The 25221-nt window shown below is 62.5% G+C and carries 19 protein-coding genes; 12 read left to right on the forward strand and 7 right to left on the reverse strand.

Annotated features, from left to right (window positions below):
* Positions 1-18: 18 nt before the first annotated feature.
* The 5 genes from AC1RQ5_RS15415 to ppx all read left to right on the forward strand — a co-directional run bounded on the left by AC1RQ5_RS15415 (position 19) and on the right by ppx (position 5168).
* Positions 19-696 (forward strand): P-loop NTPase family protein, encoded by a 678-nt coding sequence (locus tag AC1RQ5_RS15415; RefSeq protein WP_493200085.1) that lies wholly within the window; start codon positions 19-21, stop codon positions 694-696.
* Positions 697-740: 44 nt separating this feature from the next.
* Positions 741-1016 (forward strand): BrnT family toxin, encoded by a 276-nt coding sequence (locus AC1RQ5_RS15420; RefSeq protein WP_398478777.1) that lies wholly within the window; start codon positions 741-743, stop codon positions 1014-1016.
* Entirely contained in the window at positions 985-1263 is a 279-nt protein-coding gene (locus AC1RQ5_RS15425; RefSeq protein WP_398478775.1) for a helix-turn-helix domain-containing protein, read from the forward strand. Before AC1RQ5_RS15420 ends, AC1RQ5_RS15425 begins: the two co-directional genes overlap by 32 nt.
* Positions 1264-1448: 185 nt before the next feature.
* Complete coding sequence (locus AC1RQ5_RS15430; protein WP_398478773.1) at positions 1449-3650, forward strand: RNA degradosome polyphosphate kinase; 2202 nt, start codon at positions 1449-1451, stop codon at positions 3648-3650.
* A 12-nt stretch (positions 3651-3662) separates the two neighbouring features.
* Positions 3663-5168, forward strand: a complete 1506-nt coding sequence (gene ppx / locus AC1RQ5_RS15435; RefSeq protein WP_398478771.1) for an exopolyphosphatase — start codon at positions 3663-3665, stop codon at positions 5166-5168.
* A gap of 182 nt (positions 5169-5350) precedes the next feature.
* On the opposite strand, the gene AC1RQ5_RS15440 is transcribed toward ppx, so the two are convergent.
* From AC1RQ5_RS15440 to AC1RQ5_RS15455, 4 genes are all read right to left on the reverse strand, one after another.
* On the reverse strand, positions 5351-6238 hold the full coding sequence (locus tag AC1RQ5_RS15440) for a fumarylacetoacetate hydrolase family protein (protein WP_493200089.1): 888 nt from the start codon (positions 6236-6238) through the stop codon (positions 5351-5353).
* 223 nt (positions 6239-6461) lie between these two features.
* Positions 6462-7610, reverse strand: coding sequence for a ribonuclease D (gene rnd, locus AC1RQ5_RS15445; RefSeq protein ID WP_398478767.1), 1149 nt, complete (start codon positions 7608-7610; stop codon positions 6462-6464).
* A gap of 100 nt (positions 7611-7710) precedes the next feature.
* Positions 7711-9186, reverse strand: coding sequence for a protein adenylyltransferase SelO (locus AC1RQ5_RS15450; RefSeq protein ID WP_493200090.1), 1476 nt, complete (start codon positions 9184-9186; stop codon positions 7711-7713).
* A 90-nt stretch (positions 9187-9276) separates the two neighbouring features.
* Positions 9277-10956, reverse strand: coding sequence for a methyl-accepting chemotaxis protein (locus AC1RQ5_RS15455; RefSeq protein ID WP_493200091.1), 1680 nt, complete (start codon positions 10954-10956; stop codon positions 9277-9279).
* Positions 10957-11406: 450 nt separating this feature from the next.
* Here AC1RQ5_RS15455 and aspS point away from each other — a divergent pair, with 450 nt between their 5' ends.
* Positions 11407-13179, forward strand: coding sequence for an aspartate--tRNA ligase (gene aspS, locus AC1RQ5_RS15460; RefSeq protein ID WP_493200093.1), 1773 nt, complete (start codon positions 11407-11409; stop codon positions 13177-13179).
* A gap of 171 nt (positions 13180-13350) precedes the next feature.
* Here the strand turns inward: aspS and AC1RQ5_RS15465 are convergent, their stop codons facing one another.
* Positions 13351-15333 carry an aq_1923 C-terminal domain gene (locus AC1RQ5_RS15465; RefSeq protein WP_493200095.1) on the reverse strand — a complete coding sequence of 661 codons (1983 nt, stop codon included), beginning with the start codon at positions 15331-15333 and terminating at the stop codon, positions 13351-13353.
* A gap of 340 nt (positions 15334-15673) precedes the next feature.
* On the opposite strand from AC1RQ5_RS15465, the gene AC1RQ5_RS15470 reads away from it, so the two are divergent.
* Both AC1RQ5_RS15470 and AC1RQ5_RS15475 read left to right on the forward strand, forming a co-directional pair.
* Positions 15674-17983, forward strand: coding sequence for an NADP-dependent malic enzyme (locus tag AC1RQ5_RS15470; protein WP_493200097.1), 2310 nt, complete (start codon positions 15674-15676; stop codon positions 17981-17983).
* A 210-nt stretch (positions 17984-18193) separates the two neighbouring features.
* Positions 18194-18646: a DoxX family protein gene (locus AC1RQ5_RS15475; protein WP_493200098.1), complete on the forward strand. Its 453-nt coding sequence runs from the start codon at positions 18194-18196 to the stop codon at positions 18644-18646.
* Positions 18647-18760: 114 nt separating this feature from the next.
* Here AC1RQ5_RS15475 and AC1RQ5_RS15480 read toward each other — a convergent pair whose 3' ends face one another.
* Positions 18761-19312 (reverse strand): dihydrofolate reductase, encoded by a 552-nt coding sequence (locus AC1RQ5_RS15480; RefSeq protein ID WP_493200100.1) that lies wholly within the window; start codon positions 19310-19312, stop codon positions 18761-18763.
* 8 nt (positions 19313-19320) lie between these two features.
* Positions 19321-20259 carry a polysaccharide deacetylase family protein gene (locus AC1RQ5_RS15485; protein WP_493200102.1) on the reverse strand — a complete coding sequence of 313 codons (939 nt, stop codon included), beginning with the start codon at positions 20257-20259 and terminating at the stop codon, positions 19321-19323.
* A gap of 923 nt (positions 20260-21182) precedes the next feature.
* Between AC1RQ5_RS15485 and glyA the strand changes: the two genes are divergently transcribed.
* The 4 genes from glyA to AC1RQ5_RS15505 all read left to right on the forward strand — a co-directional run bounded on the left by glyA (position 21183) and on the right by AC1RQ5_RS15505 (position 25054).
* Positions 21183-22481, forward strand: coding sequence for a serine hydroxymethyltransferase (glyA, locus tag AC1RQ5_RS15490; RefSeq protein WP_398478749.1), 1299 nt, complete (start codon positions 21183-21185; stop codon positions 22479-22481).
* A gap of 144 nt (positions 22482-22625) precedes the next feature.
* Entirely contained in the window at positions 22626-23108 is a 483-nt protein-coding gene (gene nrdR, locus AC1RQ5_RS15495; protein ID WP_398478746.1) for a transcriptional regulator NrdR, read from the forward strand.
* Positions 23105-24259, forward strand: a complete 1155-nt coding sequence (gene ribD, locus AC1RQ5_RS15500; protein WP_493200104.1) for a bifunctional diaminohydroxyphosphoribosylaminopyrimidine deaminase/5-amino-6-(5-phosphoribosylamino)uracil reductase RibD — start codon at positions 23105-23107, stop codon at positions 24257-24259. The genes nrdR and ribD overlap by 4 nt, the downstream gene beginning before the upstream one ends.
* Positions 24260-24442: 183 nt before the next feature.
* Positions 24443-25054 carry a riboflavin synthase gene (locus tag AC1RQ5_RS15505; protein ID WP_493200106.1) on the forward strand — a complete coding sequence of 204 codons (612 nt, stop codon included), beginning with the start codon at positions 24443-24445 and terminating at the stop codon, positions 25052-25054.
* Positions 25055-25221: the final 167 nt, after the last annotated feature.

Below are 25221 nucleotides of genomic sequence, written 5' to 3' on the forward strand. Positions count from 1 at the left end.
GGCCTGGAGTATCCCTGCGTGTCTGTTCGCGTCCAACCCCGTCAATTGGCGTTTGCCTTGCCCCATGCGGAAAGTCTGTCACGCGACGACTTTCTCGAAGGCAGTGCCAATGCGGAGGCACTGGGGCTGGTCGATAGCTGGCCGGACTGGCCGAACAAGGTGATGCTGCTGGCCGGGCCGGAAGGCAGCGGCAAGAGCCATCTCGCGGCGATCTGGGCGGAGGAAGCGGGTGCGCGTTCGACCATGGCACATGCCCTCACGGCGGCCACAGTGCCTGGCGCATTGGCCACCGGCGCCGTCGTGGTCGAGGATCTGACGCCTGACAGTTTTGACGAGCGGGCGCTGTTTCATCTTCTCAATCTTGCCCGCGAAGATGGTGCTTATGTCCTCATCACCGCCCGGATTGTACCGGTTGCCATGGGGATCGCGTTGCGGGATCTCCGCTCGCGGCTACGTGCCGTGCCTGTGGTGCAGCTCAAGGCGCCCGACGATCACCTCTTCAAGGCGCTGATCGTCAAATTCTGCGCTGATCGTCAGATGAGCATGGACGAGGCGACGCTCAATTACGTCGCCAGCCGTATCGAGCGCTCGTTTGTTGCCGCGCGCCATACCGTCGAACTGCTGGACGGTGAAGCTTTACGGCTCGGTCGTCCGGTCACTCGTGCCCTCGCTGCCGAACTCTTGCGCGAGTCCTGATCCAAAAGACTTTTAAATGTACGGAAATTCCGTATATTCGTCTGATGGCCGCGGATCATTTTGACCCTGCCAAGGATGCGGTCAATCGCCAGAAGCACAAGTTGTCGCTGGCGTTTGGCGTGCGCATTTTCGAGGACGCAGCCCACCTTGTCGTTCCGTCCATCCGCGAGACCGATGGTGAAGCGCGGTTTAAGGTGGTCGGCATTGTCGATGGCAAGCTGTTCACGGCTGTTTTCGTTTGGCGCGGTGAGGTGCCACGCTTCATTTCGGTGCGAAGGAGCAACAAGGGTGAAGAAAGAGCATATCGTGCTGCCGGCTGATCCCGCTGATGCGGAAGACTTCGACGTATCCGCCGAGGCCCTCGAGCGTGGCCAACGTGCGCGCCTGATCCGCATGACAAGAACCAAGCTCGGTCTATCACAGTCCGAATTCGCGACCCGCTTCCGCGTCCCAGTTGGCACGCTCCGCGATTGGGAGCAGGCCCGTGTAACAGCTCCCGATTTCGCAGTGGCTTACGTCAAGGTCATCGCGCTGCATCCCGACGTCGTGGCAGACGCGGTGGCGTAGCCTCACTCTTGCGCGAATCCTGAGTTTCTTGTCGGGTGCGATGCCTCGCAGCGCAGCGAATTATCCGCCTTGACGGCAGCCTGTGCCAGTTCCTGAATGTCATTGAACTGTCACGTAACTAACACATTGTCCGCGGCGATTGGCTGCTACCGCCTCATTGCCCGAAATGGATGGATGACGACCTGATGGATTCCGTGGAAGAGATTGCGATTGAAGAGAAAAAGGGTGAAGCGAAGGCGGCTGAGGCGATCGCGTCCGGGCCGGAGCGTTTCATCAATCGCGAACTTTCCTGGTTGCATTTCAATCGCCGCGTGCTGGAGGAATCCGTCAATCCCGGCCATCCCGCGCTGGAGCGTGTCCGCTTCCTGTCGATCTCCGCCAACAATCTCGACGAATTCTTCATGGTCCGCGTCGCCGGCCTGAAGGCGCAGGTGCGCGAGGGGATCACGGAGCGCAGCCCGGATGGCCTGACGCCGCTCGAGCAGCTCGTGCTGATCAATGCATCGGTGTCAAAACTCGCCACCGACCAGCAGGCGATCTGGCGCGACCAGCGCGCCATTCTGGCCGATGTCGGTATCGTGTTGCTCGACGGCAAGGACGTCACCAAGCCCGAGCGTAGCTGGATCGAGGATCATTTCCTCCACAACATTTTCCCGCTGCTGACGCCGCTGGCGATCGATCCCGCGCATCCGTTCCCGTTCATCCCGAATCTCGGCTTCACCATCGCGCTGCATCTGACGCGGGTGGCCGACGGCAAGACGATGAACGCGCTGATCCGCATGCCCGGCAAGATCGACCGCTTCATCCGTCTGCCCAATCCCGGCAAGGATGGCGAAGTCCGTCTGATCACGCTGGAGCAGGCGACCGGCCTGTTCATTGGCCGTCTTTTCCCCGGCTATATCGTGCAGGGGCAGGGCGCTTTCCGCATCATCCGCGATAGTGAACTGGAAGTCGAAGAAGAGGCCGAAGATCTCGTTCGCCTGTTCGAGTCCGCACTGAAGCGTCGTCGCCGCGGGTCGGTGATCCGGCTCGAGATCGAAGCCACCATGCCGGTGGAATTGCGGGCATTCGTGCAGCGCGCGCTGGCGACGTCCGACGACGAGATCCTGCTGGTCGATGGCGTGCTCGCCATGAACGAGGTGTCGCAACTGACGCGGCTGGATCGCTCCGACCTCGAATTCGTGCCTTACGTGCCGCGCCATCCCGAGCGCGTCCGCGATCACGGCGGCGATATCTTTGCCGCGATCCGCCAGAAGGATCTGGTGGTTCATCACCCCTATGAGTCCTTCGACGTCGTTGTCCAGTTCCTGCAGCAGGCGGCGCGCGATCCCGACGTGGTGGCGATCAAGCAGACGCTGTATCGCACCTCCAACAATTCACCGATTGTGCGCACGCTGATCGAGGCGGCCGAGGCCGGCAAGTCGGTGACGGCGCTGGTGGAGCTGCGCGCGCGCTTCGACGAGGAAGCGAATATCCGCTGGGCGCGCGATCTCGAACGTGCCGGCGTGCAGGTCGTCTACGGCTTCCTGGAGCTGAAGACGCATGCAAAACTCTCCTTGGTGGTCCGCCGCGAGGGCGGCGCGCTGACGACTTATGTCCATACCGGCACCGGCAATTATCATCCGGTCACCGCGCGCATCTATACCGACCTCTCTTACTTCACGTCCGATCCGATCATCGGCCGCGATGTGGCGCGGGTGTTCAACTACATCACCGGCTATGCGGAGCCGAGCGACATCGAGAAGATGGCGGTGTCGCCATTGACCCTGCGCAAGCAGATGATCGACCACATCAAGGGCGAGGCGGAATTCGCGCGTGCCGGCAAGCCGGGCGCGATCTGGCTCAAGATGAATGCGCTGGTCGATCCCGGCATCATCGATGCGCTCTATGAAGCCTCAAAAGCCGGCGTTTCCATCGAGCTGATCATCCGTGGTATTTGCTGCCTGCGGCCTGGCGTTCCCGGCCTGTCCGAGAACATCAGGGTCAAGTCGATCATCGGCCGTTTCCTCGAACATTGCCGCATCTATTGCTTCGGCATGGGTCATGGCCTGCCGAGCCCGAAGGCGATGATCTACATCTCGTCGGCCGACATGATGCCCCGCAATCTCGATCGCCGCGTCGAGGTCTTGTGCCCGCTGCAGAATCCGACGGTGCACACCCAGGTGCTCGAACAGATTATGGTCGCGAATCTGAAGGACACCGAACAGAGCTGGCGATTGTTGCCCGATGGGTCGTCAACGCGTATGAAGGCCGCGAAGGGCGAGGAGCCCTTCAACGTACATAATTACTTCATGACGAATCCGAGTCTGTCTGGCCGTGGAAAGTCGCTTGAGAAATCATCGCCCCGGCGGCTTACGCGCCGTTCTGAACGCCAGCAATCGTCGTAAGGATCAGGCCTCGTGGTAGCGCGCACGGGTCAACGCGCCCAAAGCGTTGCGGTCATCGATATCGGTTCGAATTCCGTTCGTCTCGTCGTCTATGAATCGCTCGCCCGCAGTCTCGTTACTATTTTCAACGAGAAGGCGTTATGCGGTCTCGGCCGCGAGGTCCAGAGCACCGGTCTCCTGGCAAAGGACGCTGTCGACAAGGCCTTGGTCGCGCTGAAGCGTTTCCGGGCGCTGTGCAAGATCATGAAGGTCGGTCGCGTCTATGCGATCGCGACGGCCGCGGCGCGCGATGCCAGTAATGGTCCGGACTTCATCACGGCCGCGGAGAAGATCTGCGGCACCGAAATCCAGATCATCTCAGGACCGCGCGAAGCAAAGCTCTCCGCGCTTGGCGTGATCTCCGGCGTTCACAAGCCCAATGGCCTCGTCGGCGATATGGGCGGTGGATCGCTCGAGCTGATCGACGTGCGCGGCAATTCGCTGCGGCAGGGCATCACGCTGCCGCTGGGTGGTCTTGCCTTGCAGGATGCGTCGAAGGATTCGCCGAAGCGCGCCGAACGCATCATCGCCAAGGCCTTCGCCGATGTAGAGCAGCTCAAAGCCTGTGAGGGCCGCAATTTCTACGCCGTCGGCGGTACATGGCGCGCGCTTGCGCGGCTGCACATCCTGCAGAGCGGCTATCCGCTCAAGGTGATGCACGGCTATACGATTTCCGCTGCGGATGCGCTCAGCTTCGTGCGCCGCGTGCGGCGTTTCGCGACCGCCAATGTGCTGGCCGATATCGAGACCATCACAGAGGCGCGCCAGCCGCTGCTTGTCTATGCGGCGATCTTGCTCGAACACATCATCCGCATCGGCAAGCCGAAATCGATCGTGTTCTCGACCTATGGCGTGCGCGAAGGCCTATTCTACGAGATGCTGACACCGGCGCAGCGCGCCGAAGACGGCCTGCTCGGCGCGGCCGAGACGATGAACCAGCTTTACTCACGCTCGGCCCGCCATGCGCAGGAGTTGAGTGACTGGAGCGATCACTTCGCACGCGTGACGAAATTGCAGGAGACGGATGAAGACAAGCGCCTGCGCCGCATCGCCTGTCTGCTGTCCGACATCGGCTGGCGCGTGCATCCCGATCATCGCGGCGAACAGACTCTGCATCTGATCACCAACGGCAATTTCGGCTCGGTCGATCATCACGGTCGCGCCTTCCTCGCGCTGTCGGTCTACTACCGCTATGCCGGTTTCAGTGCCGAGAACGAGCCGCCGGAAATCGTCCGCGCTCTGGTGACACCGGCGCAGGTGGAGCGCGCGCGTTTGCTCGGCGCGCTGTTCCGTGTGGCGCATCTGATCTCGGCGGCGCAGCCGGGTGTGTTGCCGGCCGCGCATTTCACCGTGCAGGACCGCAAGATGATGCTGATCTTCGAGCATCGCCTGGTCGATCTCGTCGCCGACCGCGTCGGCAGCCGCTTCAAGCAGCTGGCACGACTGGTCGGGAAATCGGGCTCGGTGGTTCGGCGCTAATCTAGTCTCCGTCCCTCATCCTGAGGAGCCGCGCAGCGGCGTCTCGAAGGATGGCCGCAGGCTCTGAACCCGGCCAACTCATGGTTCGAGACGGCGCTACGCGCCTCCTCACCATGAGGGGCAGCGTGTACTGCGCTTCATAGACCGTATTTCCAGTCAGGCTCTCAGGATGAGGGCGGAGTTTAGTTGCCCACCCGATTCTCCAACGTTCCAATCTGCTCGATCTCAAGCGTCATGACATCGCCAGCCTTGAGCGGCCGCGGAGGCGTCATGGCATAGCCGACACCGGATGGCGTGCCGGTGGCGATGATGTCGCCGGGCTCCAGCGTAAGGCCGAGCGACAATTCGCTGATGATGCGCGCGATCGGGAAGATCATGTGCCTGGTGTTGGAGCTCTGGCGCAATTCGCCATTCACCTTCAGCGACAGATCGAGCGCCTGGGGATCGCTGATATCGGCACGCTCCACCACCCACGGCCCCATCGGACAGGTGCCGTCGAGGCCCTTGCCCTTGAACCACTGATCGTGGCGGCGCTGCACGTCGCGGCCGGTGACGTCGTTGATGATGGTGAAGCCGAAAATGTGATCGAGCGCGCTCTCGATCGGAATGTTCACCCCGCCGCGGCCGATGATGACGGCGAGTTCGACCTCATAGTCGAGCATCGCGGTGACATTCGCGTGCAGTGGCACAGTTGCGCCTGCGCCGATCACGGCCGTGCGCGGTTTGGTGAAGAACTGCGGATATTCCGGCAGTTTTACCTCAGTGCCACGCGCCCGATATCCCTCTTCGACATGCTCGATATAGTTGCGGCCGACGCAGAACACGTTCTTGCGCGGCGAGGGGATCGGCGCCTGCAACGTGACATCGGAGAGCTTGACGACGGCGCTTGGCGGCGCGGCGGAGGCGAGACGTCGTGCAGCTTCCAGCCCGGCAGCGCCGGCCTCGATCAGGCTGATCAGATCGGCAAAGGCCGCATTCGGCTCTGCCTTTGCGAGATCGAGCACACGCTCACTATCGAGCATCACGCCCAGACGCGCCGCGCCGCCCGACAAGATCGATACGAATTTCATGACGTCTCCCCGAATGTGCTGCGCTTGAACGGCAGCGGCACATTTGTGCCAGAGATCGGAGAGGTTTGGGAAGGGTTGGCGATGGAAATGAGATGTCGTCCCCGCGAAGGCAGAGAGCCATAACCTCTGGAGACATGGAAGAGCGCGATGGTTGCGGCTCTCGTGTTTCTGTCAGGTCGTCGGAGGCCATGGGTCCCCGCCTTTGCGGGGACGACAAGACAGCTTACGTCCGCTCGACGCGGATCACGCGGCCTTTTTCCATCGCGAGTGCCAGCCGGCCGTGCTTGAGCGCCAGCGCATCCTTGCCGAACAGCTCATGCCGCCAGCCCTGCAAAGCGCCCACATCGGCGTTGTCGTCGATGGCGATCTGTTCGAGATCGTCCACCGTGGCGATCACCTTGCTCGCGACAGCGTGACGCTCCGACGTCATGCGCAACAGCACTTTCAACAGCTCAACAGTGGCTGCGCCATTGCCGTTACCGCGCGGCTTTTCCAGCTTCGGCAGCGTGTTGGGATCGCGATTGATGCCGCGCTGGATGGCGGCAATGATGTCGCTGCCCCATTTCGAGCGCTCAAAACCTTTGGGCAGCGAACGCAGATTGGCGAGCTTCTCAAGCGTGGTCGGCGCATGTGTCGCGATATCGCCGACGGCGTCGTCCTTCAGCACGCGCGAACGCGGCACGTCGCGGCTCTGCGCTTCCTGCTCGCGCCAGGCGGCCACTTCCATCAGCACCGCGAGCTCCTTCGGCTTGCGGACGCGGGTCTTCAGGCGTTCCCAGGCGCGCTCGGGATGGAAGTCATAGGTTTTGGGCGAGGTAAGGATCTTCATTTCCTCGCTCACCCAGTCGCTGCGATTGCGTTTCTTCAGATCGGCATCGAGCTTGGCGAACACGTCGCGCAGATGCGTCACGTCCGAGACCGCGTAATGCAGCTGCTCGTCGGTCAGCGGGCGGCGCGACCAGTCGGTGAAACGGTGGGTCTTGTCAGGACGATGGCCGGTGACGCGCTCGACGAGCTGGTCATAGGCGATGCTGTCGCCATAGCCGAGCACCATGGCGGCGACCTGGGTATCGAAGATCGGATGCGGCACCACCCCATTGCGGTGGACCATGATCTCGATGTCCTGCCGCGCGGCGTGGAAGACCTTCAGCACGGCTTCGTTGTTCATCAATGCGAAGAACGGTGCGAGATCGATGCCTTCGGCCAGTGTATCCACGACCACCGCATCCTCGGCGCTGGCCATCTGCACGACGCAGAGCAGGGGATAATAAGTGGTCTCGCGGAGGAATTCCGTATCGACGGTGATGACGGGATGCTGGGCGAGGCGCTCACAGGCAGCGGCGAGTTGGTCGGTGGTGGTGATCAGTTCCATGGATGGTCCATAACGCTTTTATCAAGGCGTTCGGCCCAAAACGCTGGTGAGTCAAGGGAATCCCGCAGATTTGCGGTCTGCGGGAGCAAAAATGGGGTGATCAGGTACCGCAGAACGTGCGTAACACGCGCTCATCCATCGCTGGCGGATGGGTATAATCCGCCATCTGCGGTTGATCTTCATAGGGTTTTGCCAGCACGGCAACCAGTTCCTCGAACGGCGCGAAGTTGTCCGCGAGCGCTGCCTGGATCGCCGCCTCGATGCGGTGATTGCGGGGGATGAAGGCCGGATTGACGGCGTTCATGGCCTTGGCACGGGTGGCGCCGTCCTCGGATTCCGCGCTGAGTCGCTGCCGCCATTTGGCCGCCCATTCGTCATAGGCGGCGGGATTGACGAACTGGTCGCGGACACTGGCATCTCCTGCCGGATCGGCAGCAGCGGCTCCGAGCTGGCGGAATGTGTTTGTGAAGTCCGCCTGATTGGCCGTCATCGCGGCGAGCAGATCCTGTACCAACGCTTCGTCATTGGGCTGGCTCGTGAACAGGCCGATCTTCTTGCGGAGACCGCCTTGATAGGCGTCATTGAAGATGTCGGTGAAGGCACCGAGTGCCGATTGCGCGAGTTCGATGGCTTTCTTCTCGTCGCTGTCGATCAACGGCAGCAGCGTCTCGGCGAAGCGCGTCAGATTCCACAGCGCGATGCGTGGCTGGTTCGCATAGGCATAGCGGCCCATCTCGTCGATGGAGCTGTAGACCGTTGCGGGATCATAGGCGTCCATGAAGGCGCAGGGGCCGTAATCGATGGTCTCACCGGCGATGGAGCAATTGTCGGTGTTCATCACGCCGTGGATGAAGCCCACATGCAGCCAGCGCGCGACAAGCTCGGCCTGCCGCCTGATCACGGCATCGAGCAGTGCTCGGATGGGATGTTCGGCCGTCGCGAGATCCGGATAATGCCGATTGATCACGTGATCGGCGAGGCGCTTCACAGCAGCGATATCCTCGCGTGCGGCGAAGAACTGGAACGTGCCGACACGGATATGGCTCGATGCGACGCGCGTCAGCACCGCGCCGGGCAGCATGGTCTCACGCTGGACTTTCTCGCCGGTGATAACGGCTGCGAGCGAGCGCGTGGTCGGGATGCCCAGCGCGAACATCGCCTCGCTGACGATATATTCGCGCAGCACCGGGCCGAGCGCTGCACGGCCATCGCCGCGGCGCGAGAACGGCGTCGGGCCGGAGCCCTTGAGCTGGATGTCACGACGGACGCCGCTCCGGTCGATGACTTCGCCGAGCAGGATGGCGCGACCGTCGCCGAGTTGGGCGACGAAATTGCCGAACTGATGGCCGGCATAAGCCATCGCAATCGGATCCGCGCCATCGGGCACACGCTTGCCGGCGAGCACATCCACACCTTCCGGGGTGGCGAGCCATTTGGGATCGAGGCCGAGTTGCTCGGCAAGCGCCGTGTTCAGCTTGATCAGCCGCGGCGCATTCACCGGCGTTGGCGCGACGCGGGCGAAGAAATTGGCGGGCAGGGCCGCGTAGCTGTTGTCGAACGGGAAGTGGACTGTCATGGGCCTAAGATAGGCCAGCCCTTGCAATTGACAACCGTGCCATTCGCGCCGGTGTCATCACCCGCTTACGCGGGTGACGACAGTTGAGATTTAAGCCGCCCGCACCGTATCAAGGAACTTGTCGACTTCGCCCTTGAGGCGGTTGCTTTCCATCGACAGCGACTGCGCTGCAGCGAGAACCTGCGTCGAGGCCGAGCCGGTTTCAGCGGCGCCGCGATTGACCTCGGTGACCTCATTGGCGACCTGGCCGGACAGTTGCGCCGACTGCTGGACGTTGCGTGCGATCTCCTGCGTCGCCGCGCCCTGTTCCTCAACCGCCGCGGCGATCGCCGACGACACTTCCGAGATCAGCGTGATGGTCGCGCCGATTTCCTTGATGGTCTCGACGGTCTCGGAACTGGCCGCTTGCATGCCGGCGATCTGGGTCGAGATTTCATCGGTGGCTTTTGCGGTCTGCGAGGCGAGGGCCTTCACTTCGGCGGCAACCACCGCGAAGCCACGGCCGGCTTCGCCAGCGCGGGCCGCTTCGATCGTGGCGTTGAGCGCGAGCAGGTTGGTCTGTTCGGCGACGGCGGTGATCAGCTTCACGACATCGTCGATGCGGGCCGTCGCCTGCGTCAGCTTGGTGATGCTCGCATTGGTCTTCTCGGCCTGCTGAACTGCGGTCGCAGCGATCCGGTTCGATTCTGTTACCTGACGGCCGATCTCGTTCACCGACGACGTGATCTCTTCCGTCGCGGCGGCGACCGACTGGACGTTCTGCGACACTTCGGTCGAGGCCGAGGCTGCCGAGCCCGACAGCGTCATGGTCACATCCGAGGTGCGCGTCAGCGTGGTCGCGGAGGCTTCCAGTTCGGTCGAGGCCGACGACAGCGAATTCACGAGTTCGCCGATCATCGCCTCGAAATTGCGTGTCGCGTTATTGATCGTCTCGGCGCGCGCGGCCTTGACCTGGGCTTCGGCACCTGCGGCTTCATCGGCCGAGCGCTTGGCGATCAGCGCGTTCTTGAAGATCTGCAGCGCACTGGCAATGCGGCCGATTTCGGTGCTCTCGCCCTGATGCGGAATGCCGACATCCAGCTCGCCGTCGGTGAGCTTGCCCATCGGCTTGAGGATCGAGGAGATGCCGCCCGAAATATCGCGCACCAGATAGATCGCAGCACCGATGCCCGCGACCAGCGCTGCGGCGAGAATGCCGATCATCATCCAGATCGAATTCGCATAGGTGCTGTCGGCATGCTCGCCAGCGATGCCGGCGCCCTTGTCGTTTAGCTCGGTGAGTTTTGCCAGTGTCGCATCCATTGCGCGGCCGGTCGGCACGACCTTCTTGGCATTGATGTCCTTGGCGGCGTTGAGGTCGCCCTTGGTGGCGAGCGCCTGCACATCGGCGGCGGCGCTGATGAAGTCCTTCCATTCCTTGTCCAGCTTGTCGGCGAGTTCGCGCTCGGCCGGCGAGGATACCAGCGGCATATAGGCCTTGGCAGCCTTGTCGAAGTCCGACTTGCGGGCCGCGAGGTTCTTATCGACGTCCGGACGGTCGGCATCGGCGACGATCAGATGGTCGCGCAGCACGGCACGGTAGCGGGCCGATTGCACGCGCATCTCGCCAATCCAGCGGACGCTGGGCAGCCAGTTGTTCTTGATGTCATGGGTGGCGGCGTTCATGGCGCGCATCTGCAGAAACGAGACTGCGCCGATGCCGGCGATGGCGATGAACAGGAAGGTGACAATGGCAAACAGCTTTGTGCTGATCGAGTATCTGGCGAGCACGGAAGTTTCCTCGGCGTTTTGGCCGCGCACCTCGGCTGGCCAATCACGGCAATGGAGGGCACGCAGCGGGCAATGAATGCAGCAAGTTCCAGCTGAAGAGCCTGCCTTCAAAACGGGCAGGTTTCATGCAAATGACACTGACGGCGGGTGGTCAAAGATCGGTAAATTTTTCTGCAAATCGCCATAAGCTGTTGAATTTGTCCCAAAAATACCGCTGGAACCGTTCGTATGGCGAACTCGCGGGTGCTTTTGCGTGCCGGCGTTTATGTGTGCACCTTGAGGGTGTCGCGACTTAAAAGGTTGTTTGCGCCTGTCGATTCTGTTCGGCTTCGGGTTTCCTCGGCCGCTGCCATTCGGTTGCCGCGCAAGATGCGGTCGGGTAAACCCTGCGCTTCGCGCGCTAAGGCGCGACACCCGATTCTGAACCTCTGAAGCACTGCCAGGATAATCATGCATCGCTACCGGTCCCACACCTGCGGCGCGCTCCGCGACAGCCATATCGATCAGACCGTGCGCCTGTCCGGCTGGTGCCATCGTATCCGCGACCATGGCGGTGTGCTGTTCATCGACCTGCGCGATCATTACGGCCTGACCCAGTGTGTCGCCGATCCGGATTCGCCGGCCTTCAAGGTCGCCGAAACCCTGCGCTCGGAGTGGGTCGTCAAGATTGACGGCAAGGTGCGCCGTCGTCCCGAGGGCACCGAGAACGCCGAACTGCCGACCGGGCAGGTCGAAATCTATATCGACTCCATCGAGGTGCTCGGCCCGGCCGCTGAACTGCCGCTGCCGGTGTTCGGCGATCAGGAATATCCGGAAGATATCCGCCTGAAATTCCGCTTCCTCGATCTGCGTCGCGAGAAGCTGCATCAGAACATCATGACCCGCGGCGCCATCATCGACAGCATGCGCCGTCGCATGAAGGAGGGCGGCTTCTTCGAATTCCAGACGCCGATCCTGACCGCGTCGTCGCCGGAAGGCGCGCGCGACTTCCTGGTGCCGTCGCGCATCCATCCCGGCAAGTTCTACGCGCTGCCGCAGGCGCCGCAGCAGTACAAGCAGCTGCTGATGATGTCGGGTTTCGACCGCTACTTCCAGATCGCGCCATGCTTCCGCGACGAAGACCCGCGCGCCGACCGTCTGCCCGGCGAATTCTACCAGCTCGATCTCGAAATGAGCTTCATCGAGCAGGAAGACGTGTTCGCGGCGATGGAGCCTGTCATCACCGGCATCTTCGAGGAATTCGCCAACGGCAAGCCGGTCAGCAAGGACTGGCCGCGCATTCCATACGCCGAGGCGATCCGTAAGTACGGCAGCGACAAGCCGGATCTCCGCAACCCGCTGGTCATGCAGGATGTCTCCGAACACTTCCGCGGTTCGGGCTTCAAGGTTTTCGCGCGCATGCTCGAAGACCCGAAGAACCAGGTGTGGGCCATTCCAGGTCCGACCGGCGGCAGCCGCGCATTCTGCGATCGCATGAATTCCTGGGCGCAGGGCGAAGGTCAGCCCGGTCTTGGTTACATCATGTGGCGCGAGAACAATGAGGGCGCTGGTCCCATCGCCAACAATATCGGCGCCGAGCGTGCCGAAGCGGTGCGTGCTGCGCTCGGCCTCAAGGCCGGCGATGCCGCGTTCTTCGTCGCGGGTGATCCTGAGAAGTTCTACAAGTTCGCTGGTCTCGCCCGTAACAAGGTGGCCGACGATCTGAATCTCGCCGACAAGGAGCAGTTCAAGCTCGCCTGGATCGTCGATTTCCCGATGTTCGAATATAACGAGGACGACAAGAAGGTCGACTTCGCGCACAACCCGTTCTCGATGCCGCAGGGCGGACTCGACGCGCTGAATGGCCAGGATCCGCTGACCATCCGCGCGTTCCAGTACGACATCGCCTGCAATGGTTTCGAGATCGCTTCAGGTGGCATCCGCAATCACAAGCCGGAAGCCATGGTGAAGGCGTTCGAGATCGCCGGTTACGGCGAGGAGACGGTGATCGAGCGCTTTGGCGGTATGTATCGCGCGTTCCAGTATGGCGCGCCGCCGCATGGTGGCATGGCTGCTGGCGTCGACCGCATCGTGATGCTGTTGTGCGGCACCAACAACCTGCGCGAGATCTCGCTGTTCCCGATGAACCAGCGCGCCGAAGATCTCCTGATGGGCGCGCCATCGGAAGCATCGACCAAGCAGCTGCGTGAAGCGCATATCCGGCTGAACCTGCCGGAGAAGTAAGACTCTTTCACCTCTCCCCACCGGGGAGAGGTCACGCGTTCTTACGCGCGGGTGAGGGGGCTCGTGACGTCGGAGTTTGGGGCTCCCCCTCACCCGAAATCTACGCTGCGCTTTGATTTCACCTCTCCCCGGAGGGGAGAGGTGAAACAAGCCGTGCCGACGAGCTAAATCCTACGGCCCGCTCTGCGCCTCGATCTCGAACAGCGAGATCGCATCCGGGCCGCCTGCTTTCAGCACATCGATCATCTCCAGCAGCCGCAGGCTTTGCTTTGGCGTCATGCTGACTTTCAGCGTGCCGTTCGGCTTCCTGATGAAGTCCACAAGTGCCGCACCGAACTTGCCGCCTGCCGGATCCCTTGCAGCCAGCGCTTCGCTGTTGAGCTGCACTTCGGCCATGATGGCGGTTCGTGCTTCCTCGATCATGATACCGTGCTCGCGCGCATATTTCGCGAGCAACAGATCGACGCCGCCGAGATCGCGCAACGTGATCTTGAGCGGGCCGGGCTTGATCAGCGACGTCGTGACAAGCGCCTGGGTTGGATTGGTCGTGAACAGGTCGCGCAGCACGTTGTCGAGCGACAGTTCGGCATTGACGGCGAACAGCTTGCCGATCTCGAATGTGCCGGGCGTGAGCACCAGCTTCCTCTCGCTTTCGTTCCAGACGAGGCCGACATCGATCACGGCGGTGGCTTCATTGATGCCGACATCGCGCAACAGCATGAAGGGCTCGCCGTCTTTCTCCTCGATCGGGCCGGTCATGTTGAGCTTGAGCTGAACCTTGCTCGGGATCGGGCCGACGAACTGGCCCCAACTCAGGCTGGCATCATGCAGGGTGACCAGCTTGCCGCTTTCCTTGTGCGGCACCACCATGTCCTTGAACTCGACGCTCTCCAGCACTTTCAGCATGCCGATCATGTCGTCATTGGACGGCGTTGTGCCGCGCACGGTCATCTTCGAGGTCTGGCGCATCAGGCCGGAAAAATCGAAGCCCTTCACAGCGAAGCGACCGATTTTGAACGGACCTTCCTTCGATTTGCCGTCGAGTCCCTCGACGGCGAATTCACTGATCTTGCCGCGATCGACATTGAAACGCATGGACGCAAGCTTCACCGGTCCATCCGGCGCCTGGAACGACAGGCCGCGCATTTCGGCATTGTCGAGCTGGATGCCTTCATAGGTCGAAGCCACGGTCTCGATCATCGCGCTGGTCTTGGCGGGATCAAGCGGTGCGTTCGCTGCAGGCAATGCGGCGAGCAATTCCTGCATCTTGAATTTGGACGGCTGGATCTTCATGCCGCCCATGCGAATGCCGTCGATACGGAACGCGGGGCCGTCATCCGATGTCAGCGTATAGGCGCCGGTGCTGACCTCTCCCTGAATGCGATAGAACTTTTCATCATTCATATGGGCGGGATCGAGCACGATTGCCGTGGCCGTGGCATCGAAATCCCGTGCGGTGATGTCGGCGATCTCGCCCTTCATGCGCACCTGCTTGCCCGGCTGCGCAACGGTCATCGCGACATTGACGCGGCTCACATGCGAGGTCGCGACCTTGCCGTCCTTGATGTCGCGGATCGACAGATCGGAATAGACATAATCGGCGCCGCCCGGCAGCGCCGTGCCTTTTGCGGTCACCGTGACGGTCGGCGCCGTCAGCGCGCGCGCCGAGATGGCGGCGAATTGCGCGAGGCCGGCGCGATACATATCAAGCGGTGAGGTGATTTTGCTCTGTGCCGGCAACTGCGTCGGGCCGGAATAGTCGGCGATCTCGACGCGGGGCGCCTTGACCGTGACATCGAGGCCGCCCGACGGCGCGATCGCGCCGCTGGCGTCGATATCGGTGAGAGCGATCTTGCTGGTTGTGAAGGTCGATGTGCTTGCGAGCCCCACGCCTGAGGCGGCGAAGCGGCCGACAGTGATCTTGGCTTGCTGCGGTGCACTAAATTCCACGGCGATATCGGAAATGGTGACATCGCGTGTCCACAGGCTGAAGGCGAGGTTGCCATGCTTGGCCTGTCCGCCGCCGGCGCGGATCTGTGCGAAGTTGGCTTCGATCTCGGTCGCGATCCGGTGCTTGATATAGGCTTCGGTGCCGAAATAGCCGCCGACAGCAGCGACTGCGACCACTCCGAGGCCAATGACAGTTTTGGACATGGAAAACTCCGTTAGCGGGCGATGTGATGCGTCAATGCCTGAGGTCGCCAACGATCGAATGGCAGCGCCGGAGCGCTGAGTGACACATTTGCGTGCAATGGCATCAAGGTACCCAATTTTTGCGCGGTTGGGCAAGGCAGTCATTCCTAAGACGCGCATGACGCCCGATCGGTTCGAGGCGGCATGGGCGAAATATCATCGCTGATGTGGCCTCTGACATGCGTCCGGAAGCGGTTGCGCCAATGCCGTCCGGCGGGATAGACATCGCGCTGAATCCGCTGAACAACCCATCATTCAGTTGTCCTGCAGTCCTTCCTGCTTGCCCCCGACCGGAGCGCTTATGTCCTCTCCTTCCTCCGAAGAATTGTCGCGCGCGGCGCTCGCTTATCATCGCCTGCCCAAACCGGGTAAGCTCGAGATCCAGGCGACCAAGCCGCTGGCCAATCAGCGCGACCTCGCGCTCGCTTACTCGCCCGGCGTTGCAGCGCCATGCCTCGCCATCGCCGCCGATCCCAATGAAGCCGCAACCCTGACCTCGCGTGCCAATCTCGTGGCGGTTGTGTCGAACGGCACGGCCGTGCTCGGCCTCGGCAATATCGGCCCATTGGCCTCGAAGCCGGTCATGGAAGGCAAGGCTGTCCTGTTCAAGAAGTTCGCCGGCATCGACGTGTTCGACATCGAGATCGCCGCCGACACCATCGAGCGCGTGGTCGAGACCGTCTCGGCGCTGGAGCCGACCTTTGGCGGCATCAATCTCGAAGACATCAAGGGACCGGAGTGTTTCGAGATCGAGGCGCAGCTCAAGGAGCGCATGAAGATCCCGGTGTTCCATGACGACCAGCATGGCACCGCCATCATCGTCGGCGCCGCGATCAAGAATGCGCTGCTGCTGAACGGCAAGAAGCTGCCGGATGTGAAGATCGTGTGCTCGGGCGCAGGTGCTGCGGCGATCGCGTGTTTGAACCTGCTGGTGTCGCTCGGCGCCAAGCGCGAAAACATCTGGGTCTGCGATATCGACGGCGTCGTCCATGAAGGCCGCAACACGCTGATGGATCGCTGGAAGGCCGTCTATGCGCAGAAGACCGATGCGCGCACGCTGGGCGACGTCATCGGTGGCGCCGATATTTTCCTCGGCGTTTCCGCACCCAACGTGCTGAAGCCCGAGATGGTCAAGGCGATGGCCGACAAGCCGCTGGTGCTGGCGCTCGCCAATCCGACCCCGGAAATCATGCCGGATGAGGCCCGCAAGGCGCGTCCGGATGCGATGATCTGCACCGGCCGTTCGGACTTTCCGAACCAGGTTAACAACGTCCTCTGCTTCCCCTTTATTTTCCGCGGGGCGCTGGATTGCGGTGCAACCGCCATCAATGAAGCGATGAAGCACGCAGCCGTGGATGCCATCGCGCAGCTCGCGCAGGATCCGCCGTCGGATGCCGTGCATGCAGGCTTCGAGAGCGAGACGCAGGGCTTTGGTCCGGGCTCGCTGATTCCGTCGCCCTTCGATCCGCGCCTGATCCTGCGCATCGCGCCGGCCGTCGCCAAGGCTGCGATGGATTCGGGCGTCGCATCGCGTCCGATCACCAATTTCGACGAATACACCGCCGGCCTCGAGCGCTTCGCGTTCCGTTCGGGCCTGGTGATGAAGCCCGTCTTTGCGAAAGCCAAGACGCAGCCCGTCCGCGTGATCTATGCGGAAGGCGAGGACGAGCGCGTGCTGCGCGCCGTGCAGGTCGTGCTGGAAGAGAAACTGGCGCGTCCGATTCTTGTCGGTCGTCCGTCGGTGGTCGATGCGCGCATCAAGCGCTTTGGCCTGTCGATCAAGGCCGGGCAGGATTTCGACCTCATCAATCCCGAGGACGATCCGCGTTATCGCTCTTACGTGCAGTCCTATATCGACGTTGCCGGTCGTCGCGGCGTGACGCCTGATGCCGCGCGCACGGTTGTGCGCACCAATGCCACCGTCATCGCGGCTCTCGCCGTGATCCGCGGCGAGGCCGATGCGATGATCTGCGGTGTCGAAGGCCGCTTCATGAGCCATCTGCGCCATGTGCGCGAGATCATCGGCTTCCTGCCGGGTGTGTCCGATTTTGCGGCACTCTCGCTGATGATCACCAGCAAGGGCGCGCATTTCATCGCCGATACGCAGGTGCGTCCGAATCCGAACGCCCATGAGCTCGCTGAAATCGCAGCGCTCGCTGCGAACCACGTGCAGCGCTTCGCCATGAAGCCAAAGATCGCCTTCGTCTCGCATTCGGATTTCGGCAGCTACGATACGGACTCGTCGCGCAAGATGCGCCACGCCGCAGCCCTGCTGCGTGAAAAGCATCCGGAGATCGAGTCCGATGGCGAAATGCAGGGTGACACTGCGCTGTCGGAAGCAGCCCGCAAGATGGTTCTGCCGCATTCGAAGCTGGAAGGTGCTGCGAATGTGCTGATCATGCCGACGCTGGACGCGGCCAATGTCGCCTATCAGATGATCAAGACGCTCGGCGATGCGTTGCCCGTCGGTCCGATCCTGATCGGTCCGGCGCGTCCTGCGCATGTCCTGACACCGGGCGTGACCGCGCGTGGCATTCTGAACATGACGGCTGTTGCTGCGGTCGAAGCGCAGGAACGGGCAGGGCGTTCGCAGGCCAATCTGTTCGGCTGAGATGTTCTGACTGTAGTCGCCCGGCTCGACCGGGCGATCCAGTAAACACTGCGATATCGTTTATGCACTGCTGACTGTGTCGACTGGATCACCCGCTTTTGCGGGTGATGACAACGGCGCAGATCGTTATTTGACATTTGTATTTGCGACAAACTTGATCATACTTGTCGCGTTTCCATCCGCAGTCATTGCAGTTCGTGGGGCTTTCCTATGCCGGCGTTTATTACTTTCGGCCGCATTCTGTTTGCGGTGATCTTCATTGCCTCCGGCGCAAACAAGTTCCTCGATCTCGGCGTGGCCGCGGATGCCATTGCCAACAAGATCATTCCCACGCTGCCGGCTGAAATAACGCCCTACACGCAACAGCTCGAACAATTCACCAAGATGGAACTGAAGCAGATTCTCGCGATCGCGACCGCGGCGCTGGAACTGATCGGCGGCATCATGATCGCGCTGAACTTTGGTGCGCGATTCTTCGCCCTCGTGATGGTGCTGTTCGTGATGGCCGCGACGTTCTATTTCCACGACTTCTGGAATCTCACCGGCGCCGATGCGAAGGGCCAGATGATCCACGCGCTGAAGAACCTGTCGCTGATCGGCGGCCTGTTCATGATCGCGGGCATCGGCAAAGGCCCGCGCATGGATGGGTACAGCGAGGTGTGATCGACGCTTTGCGTAGGATGGGTTGAGCGAAGGCGCAAAGCGCCGTAGCGATAACCCATCACCGCTGAGCGCATGTGGTGATGGGTTGTCGCTGCGCTCAACCCATCCTACGAATTACGTCCTTCGCCACGCCGTCACCGTCACGTCATTCTCTGCATCCAGCACCCGCATCTCGCTCGCCTTCAGCCCGTGGCTTGCCAGCACTTCATGCGCCGACTGCGCGGGCACGCCGGGAAAACAGCCTTGGCCATCGGGCAGGCGAACCCTGTGCGCTTCCGACAGCCAGAACACGTCGTAGCGATCGAGAAAGAGACCGTAGACTTCCGGGCCGCCGATGATCGCAGCTGATCCGTCGGTCATGCCAGCCGCGTGTGCTGCGGCCTCGAAGGACGCGCCAGCGGGATTCCAGTAGACGGCTTGCGGGATGTCGTCGGCCAATGCCAGAGCAGCGACGCTGCGGGTCACGATGAGCCGTCGCCGCACGCGCTCGCGCGGATCGTCATCGCCGGAATTGCGGCCGTGGACGACGAGCGCCGCCCGCTTCAGGCCATCAACGAAGAAGCGGTGGTCCGCCTTGAATCGCAACGCATCGGGCTGCTGGTGAGTTGCGTCGGTCAGCCGGCCGTCGGCGGAGACGATGACGAAGCCTTCAACCGTAATCGGCATTGCGCAAGCTATTCCGAGACTGTGGTCACGACGCTGTTCACCGGACGCGAGCTCACCGTCGGCAGTTTGGCGTCCTTGGTGATCGCCTCGTCATAGGACGCAATCGTCTGCACCGGCGCCTTTGCGCGCATCAGCACGACCTTGTAGCCGCTGGCTTTCAGCTTCTGCAGCAGCGTCGGCAGTGCTTCCGCGGTGTGCTTCTGGAAGTCGTGCATCAGGATGATGCCCTTGCCGAGCTTGTCGAGCTTGGTCATCACATTGGTGACGACCTGTTCGGCCTTGCGCGTCTTGAAATCGAAGCTGTCGATGTCGGTGGAGAAGATCGCCATGTTGCGTTCGCCGAGATAGGTGACGATTTCTGGCGGATGCTGCAAAGCGGGCGCGCGGAAGAAGGGGGCGGGGGCGGCGCCCAGGGCCCATTTCACGGCGCTGAAGCCTTTCTCGATCTCGTCCTTGCGCTGCTGCTCGGTGAGTTTCTTGTTGGTCAGCGCGACGTGAGCCCAGGTGTGCCCGCCCACGGTGTGGCCGGCGGCGGCGACCTGCTTGAGGATTTCCGGATAATAGGTCGCATGCTTGCCAATCGGGAAGAAGACGGCGCGGACGCATTCATCGGCGAGGGTCTTGAGCACGGTCGGCGTGGTGGTCTGCCACGGGCCGTCGTCAAAGGTCAGCACCACTTCTTTGTCGCGCAGGAAGTCGAGCTGCTTGAAATGCTCGAAGCCGAAACCGGGACCGCCGGTGGTGTCGATCTCGACCACGCGGCTGACGCCGAGGGCATTGGGATTGGCGCAAGGCGGCGCCTTGGCTGCGGTCGGGGCGGGAGCAGGGGCAGGTGCGGCAGCCGGCGCCGGCGCGGCCGGAGCGGCAGCCTTCGGGGCCTGGGCCTGTGCGTGCATCGCCCAGAGCGAGACAGCGCTCGCCAAAAACACACCTGCAGACTTGCGCATGACGTCCCCCGTGGAACCGGCCTGCGGCCGGGTGAAAATCGGTTGGCTCGAAGTCTAGCGTGATTTCAGGTATCGCCGCCATGGTTGCGGGCCTTATCCCCAGCGTGGGATTTCTGGAATGGATTCAACTGTCAAACAGCCACGCCATCCCGTTCTCGCGGCGCCCGGTGGCGTCCGAGGTATGAGCAGGTCTCCCCTCGAGACATGAGGGGAGGTGGCACGCCGCAAGGCGCACTGGGTGGGACTTGACGCTGCTCCTGCCTGCTGGATCGCCAGCAAACCTGAGCCGCGCAACGCCTTACGGCGCGCCACCGCGACGTCTTGTTAGTCGAAGGACCGTTCTTCCGGGTACTGGGCACTCCCATTGGGAGTCATCCGGCAGGTTTCCCTGCCTTCACCCGCACCACGTCCAGCCGCGCTAGCGGCAGGGCCCCGTATTGGGCCCGGACGGTGACCCTCGACCACCCGAGTGCGTGAGGCCGCGTGAGCCTCCCGCCCGCAGGCGCCGCATCCACGTTCCGCCCAAAAGACGCCTCATGAGAGCGCCCCTCGCGAACGGGACAAGCGGGATATTGGCGAGGATGGGAATTTTGTCAAGAACAAAATAAGAACAAATCTCCGCCCCTCATAGTGAGGAGGCGCGAAGCGCCGTCTCGAACCATGAGATGGTGACGCTCTCGAGCCTGCGGCCATCCTTGAAGACGCGCGCTTTGCGCGCTCCTCAGGATGAGGGTGGAGTGTGGGTCTTGTCTGTGCACCCGCGATCCTCTTTTGCAATCGCCACATATTCCGCTGCCTGCCTAAATCTTGTCGCAGCCCGGCAAATCCTTGGACGCCTTAGCCAGATATGGTATCCGGGCGCAGTTCCTGACCACCACCCGAGACCGCCCGATCCCTGCCTCTCAGGCCGCGGCGGTGGAGATATGCTCACGATGACCAGTTCGGCTCCCAACGCCTCGTTCTTCTCTGCTTCTCTCGCCAAGGCCGATCCGGAAATCGCCGATGCCATCCGTGGTGAACTTGGTCGCCAGCGTCATGAGATCGAACTGATCGCGTCGGAGAACATCGTTAGCCGCGCCGTGCTGGAAGCGCAGGGCTCGGTGATGACCAACAAATATGCCGAGGGCTATCCGGGCGCGCGCTATTACGGTGGCTGCGAATTCGTCGATATCGCCGAGAACCTCGCCATCGAGCGCGCCAAGAAGCTGTTCGGCGCCCAGTTCGCGAACGTGCAGCCGAATTCCGGCAGCCAGATGAACCAGGCCGTGTTCCTGGCGCTGCTGCAGCCGGGCGACACCTTCATGGGCCTCGATCTCGCGGCCGGCGGCCATCTCACCCATGGTTCGCCCGTCAACATGTCCGGCAAGTGGTTCAAGCCGGCGCATTACACCGTGCGCCCGGACGACCAGCTGCTCGACATGGACGCCATCGCCAAGCAGGCGGAAGAGGTGAAGCCGAAGCTGATCATCGCAGGCGGCTCCGCCTATTCGCGCGCCTGGGATTTCAAGCGGTTTCGCGAGATCGCCGACAGCGTCGGTGCGTATCTGCTGGTGGACATGGCCCACTTCGCCGGTCTCGTTGCCGGTGGTGCGCACGACTCGCCGGTGCCGTATGCGCATGTCACCACCACCACCACGCACAAGTCGCTGCGCGGTCCGCGCGGTGGCCTGATCCTCACCAATGACGAGGCGCTGCACAAGAAGCTGAACTCGGCGATCTTCCCGGGCCTGCAGGGCGGTCCGCTGATGCATGTGATCGCGGCCAAGGCGGTCGCCTTCAAGGAAGCGCTGCAGCCGGAATTCAAGACCTATGCGGCCAATGTCGTCGCCAATGCCAAGGCGCTGGCGGAGACGCTGGTGGCCCAGGGCTTCAACATTGTGTCGGGCGGCACCGATAACCATCTGATGCTGGTTGACCTGCGGCCGAAGGGCCTGAAGGGCAATGTGTCGGAGAAGGCGCTCGTTCGCGCCGGTCTCACCTGCAACAAGAATGGTGTGCCGTTCGATCCGGAGAAGCCGTGGATCACCTCGGGCATCCGTCTCGGGACCCCGGCAGCCACGACCCGCGGTTTCGGCACCGACGAGTTCAAGCAGGCCGGCGAGTTCATCGCCGAAGTGCTGAGCGCCGTGGCGCAGTCCGGCGACGGCTCGGCGCCGCTGGTGGAAGCCGCGGTGAAGGACAAGGTGAAGGCGCTGACGGATCGTTTCCCGATCTATCAGTAAAGGGAAGTCGTAGGATGGGTAGAGCGCAGCGAAACCCATCATTCCGTGGCTGCTGCTAGCTCGGCTGATGGGTTTCGCTTCGGCGCTTTGCGCCTTCGCTCTACCCATCCTACACGCGACGGCCATGACGGAGTGAGTTGAGCGATGCGCTGCCCGAACTGCAACAGCCTCGATACGCAGGTGAAGGACTCGCGGCCTACCGAGGACTCGTCGGTGATCCGCAGGCGGCGCGTGTGCATCGCCTGCAATTTCCGCTTCACGACGTTTGAGCGCGTGCAGCTGCGCGAACTCACGGTGATCAAGCGCAACAGCCGCCGCGTGCCGTTCGATCGCGACAAGCTGGTGCGCTCGCTGCAGATCTCGCTGCGCAAACGCCCGGTCGATCCGGAGAAGGTCGAGACCATGGTCTCGGCCATCGTCCGTGAACTGGAAAGCGGCGGCGAGGCGGAGATTTCATCGGAGGCGATCGGCGAGATCGTGATGGAGCATCTGCGCGTGCTCGACGACGTCGCCTATGTCCGCTTCGCCTCGGTCTATCGCGATTTTCGCGAGGCGAAGGATTTTGAGGCGCTGCTCGGTGAACTCCACACCGATGAAGATGGACGGCCCACGGCCGCACGAAAATGATCTTCCGCATCCTGGAGGATCAGCATCGCGAAAAACTGGCCACCGCGAAGGCCGACGATCTCCGCTTCATGCAGCTTGCGCTGACGCTTGGGCGGCGCGGGCAGGGGCGGACATGGCCGAACCCGGCCGTCGGCGCTGTGATCGTCAAGGATGGCGTGATCATCGGCCGTGGCTGGACGCAGCCGGGCGGGCGTCCCCATGCGGAGCCGGTGGCGCTGGCGCAGGCGGGCGCGGCGGCGAAGGGCGCGACGCTGTATGTGACGCTGGAGCCGTGCTCGCATTTCGGCAAGTCGCCGCCTTGTGCGGATGCGATTGTTGCGGCCGGGATCGCGCGGGTCGTGGCGGCCATTGAAGATCCCAATCCCGACGTTGCCGGACAAGGCCATGCGCGCCTGCGTGCTGCGGGGATCAAGGTGGATGTCGGCCTGTGCGCCGAGGAAGCCGCGCGTGACCACGCCGGCCATTTCCGCCGCATTCGCGACAAGCGTCCGCATGTGGTGCTGAAGCTCGCGGTGTCGCCGGATGGCAAGATTGCAGTTAGCGGCCACAAGCCGGTCGCCGTGACCGGCGAGCGCGTGCGGTCGCGCGTGCATCTGCTGCGCGCGCAATGCGATGCGATCCTGGTGGGCATCGGGACGGTGATTGCCGACGACCCCGAACTGACCTGTCGCCTGCCGGGCATGGCAAAACGCTCGCCGGTGCGCGTGGTGCTCGATCGCGCGCTGCGCATTTCAGGCAACAGCAAGCTCGTGCATTCGGCCCGCACTACGCCGCTCTGGGTGATGACCTCGGATATTTCCGAAGCACCGGCCGCGATGGCGCTGGGCGCTGCGGGTGCGCAGGTGCTGCGCGTGGCCGCGGTGACATCCCCGCTGCCGGGGCTGGAATTGCCGGCGGTGCTGCATAGCTTGGCAGACAAGAGCATCACCAGGCTGATGGTGGAAGGCGGTGCGAAGATCGCGTCGTCTTTCGTGAGCGCGGGCCTGGTCGATGAAGTCTGGCTGTTTCAGGGGGCGACGGAAATTGGGGCGGACGGTGTCAACGCGCTGGACGCATTGCCGCTATCGGCGATCACCGGGTCGTCGGGCTTCAAGGCGCGTGCTAGCGAGAGTTTTGGAGAAGATACGCTCACGATCTATGAGCGCACCTAACTCCGTCCCCTCATGGTGAGGAGCGCGCTCTTGCGCGCGTCTCGAACCATGAGATGGTGAAGCTCCGAGCTTGCGGCCATCCTTCGAGACGCCGCTTCCGCCTTCGCTCTGCGAGCTACGGCGGACAAGGCGCGGCTCCTCAGGATGAGGGGCGGAGTGGGTTGAGACGTAGGAAGAGACATTATGTTTACCGGCATTGTCACCGATATCGGCGAGATCGAGAGCCTGACGCCCGTGGCGCAGGGGCAGCTGCACCGGCTGCGCATCCGCTGCGATTACGACCAGACCACCATCGCCGATGGTGCGTCGATCGCGAATAACGGCGTCTGTCTCACCGTGGTCGCGTCTGGCACCGCCAATGGCAAGACCTGGTTCGACGTCGATGCCGCAGCTGAAACGCTGGCGCTGACGACCGCCAAACACTGGCAGGTCGGGACCAAGCTCAATCTCGAGCGCGCGCTGAAGATCGGCGATGAACTTGGCGGCCATATCGTCGCCGGCCATGTGGACGGCATCGCCACCATCGTGTCGCGCGACAACCTGCCGGACATGGCAAGGATCACCTTTCGCACCACGCGCGAGCTGGCCAGGTTCATTGCCACCAAAGGCTCGATCACGCTGGACGGCGTGTCGCTGACGGTGAACACCGTGTCCGACGTCGAATTCGCCGTGCTGATCATCCCGCATACGCTGAGCGTGACCACGCTGGGCGAGGGCTGGCAGGCGGGCGCCGAGGTCAATATCGAGGTCGATCTGATGGCGCGCTATGCGGCGCGGCTGACGGAGATGGCCTGACGCTGCTCTTTCGGTCGTCATTGCGAGCGAAGCGAAGCAATCCAGGAGCCGCTGGCAAGAACTGGATTGCTTCGTCGCCAAGAGGCTCCTCGCAATGACGGAGGAATGTACCCGTGCATTGCCGCTTGGCATCCCCGCCGGTGGCGACTAAAACCGCGCGCAACCCG

This window comes from Tardiphaga sp. GW821-FHT12E02 (genome assembly GCF_058807155.1).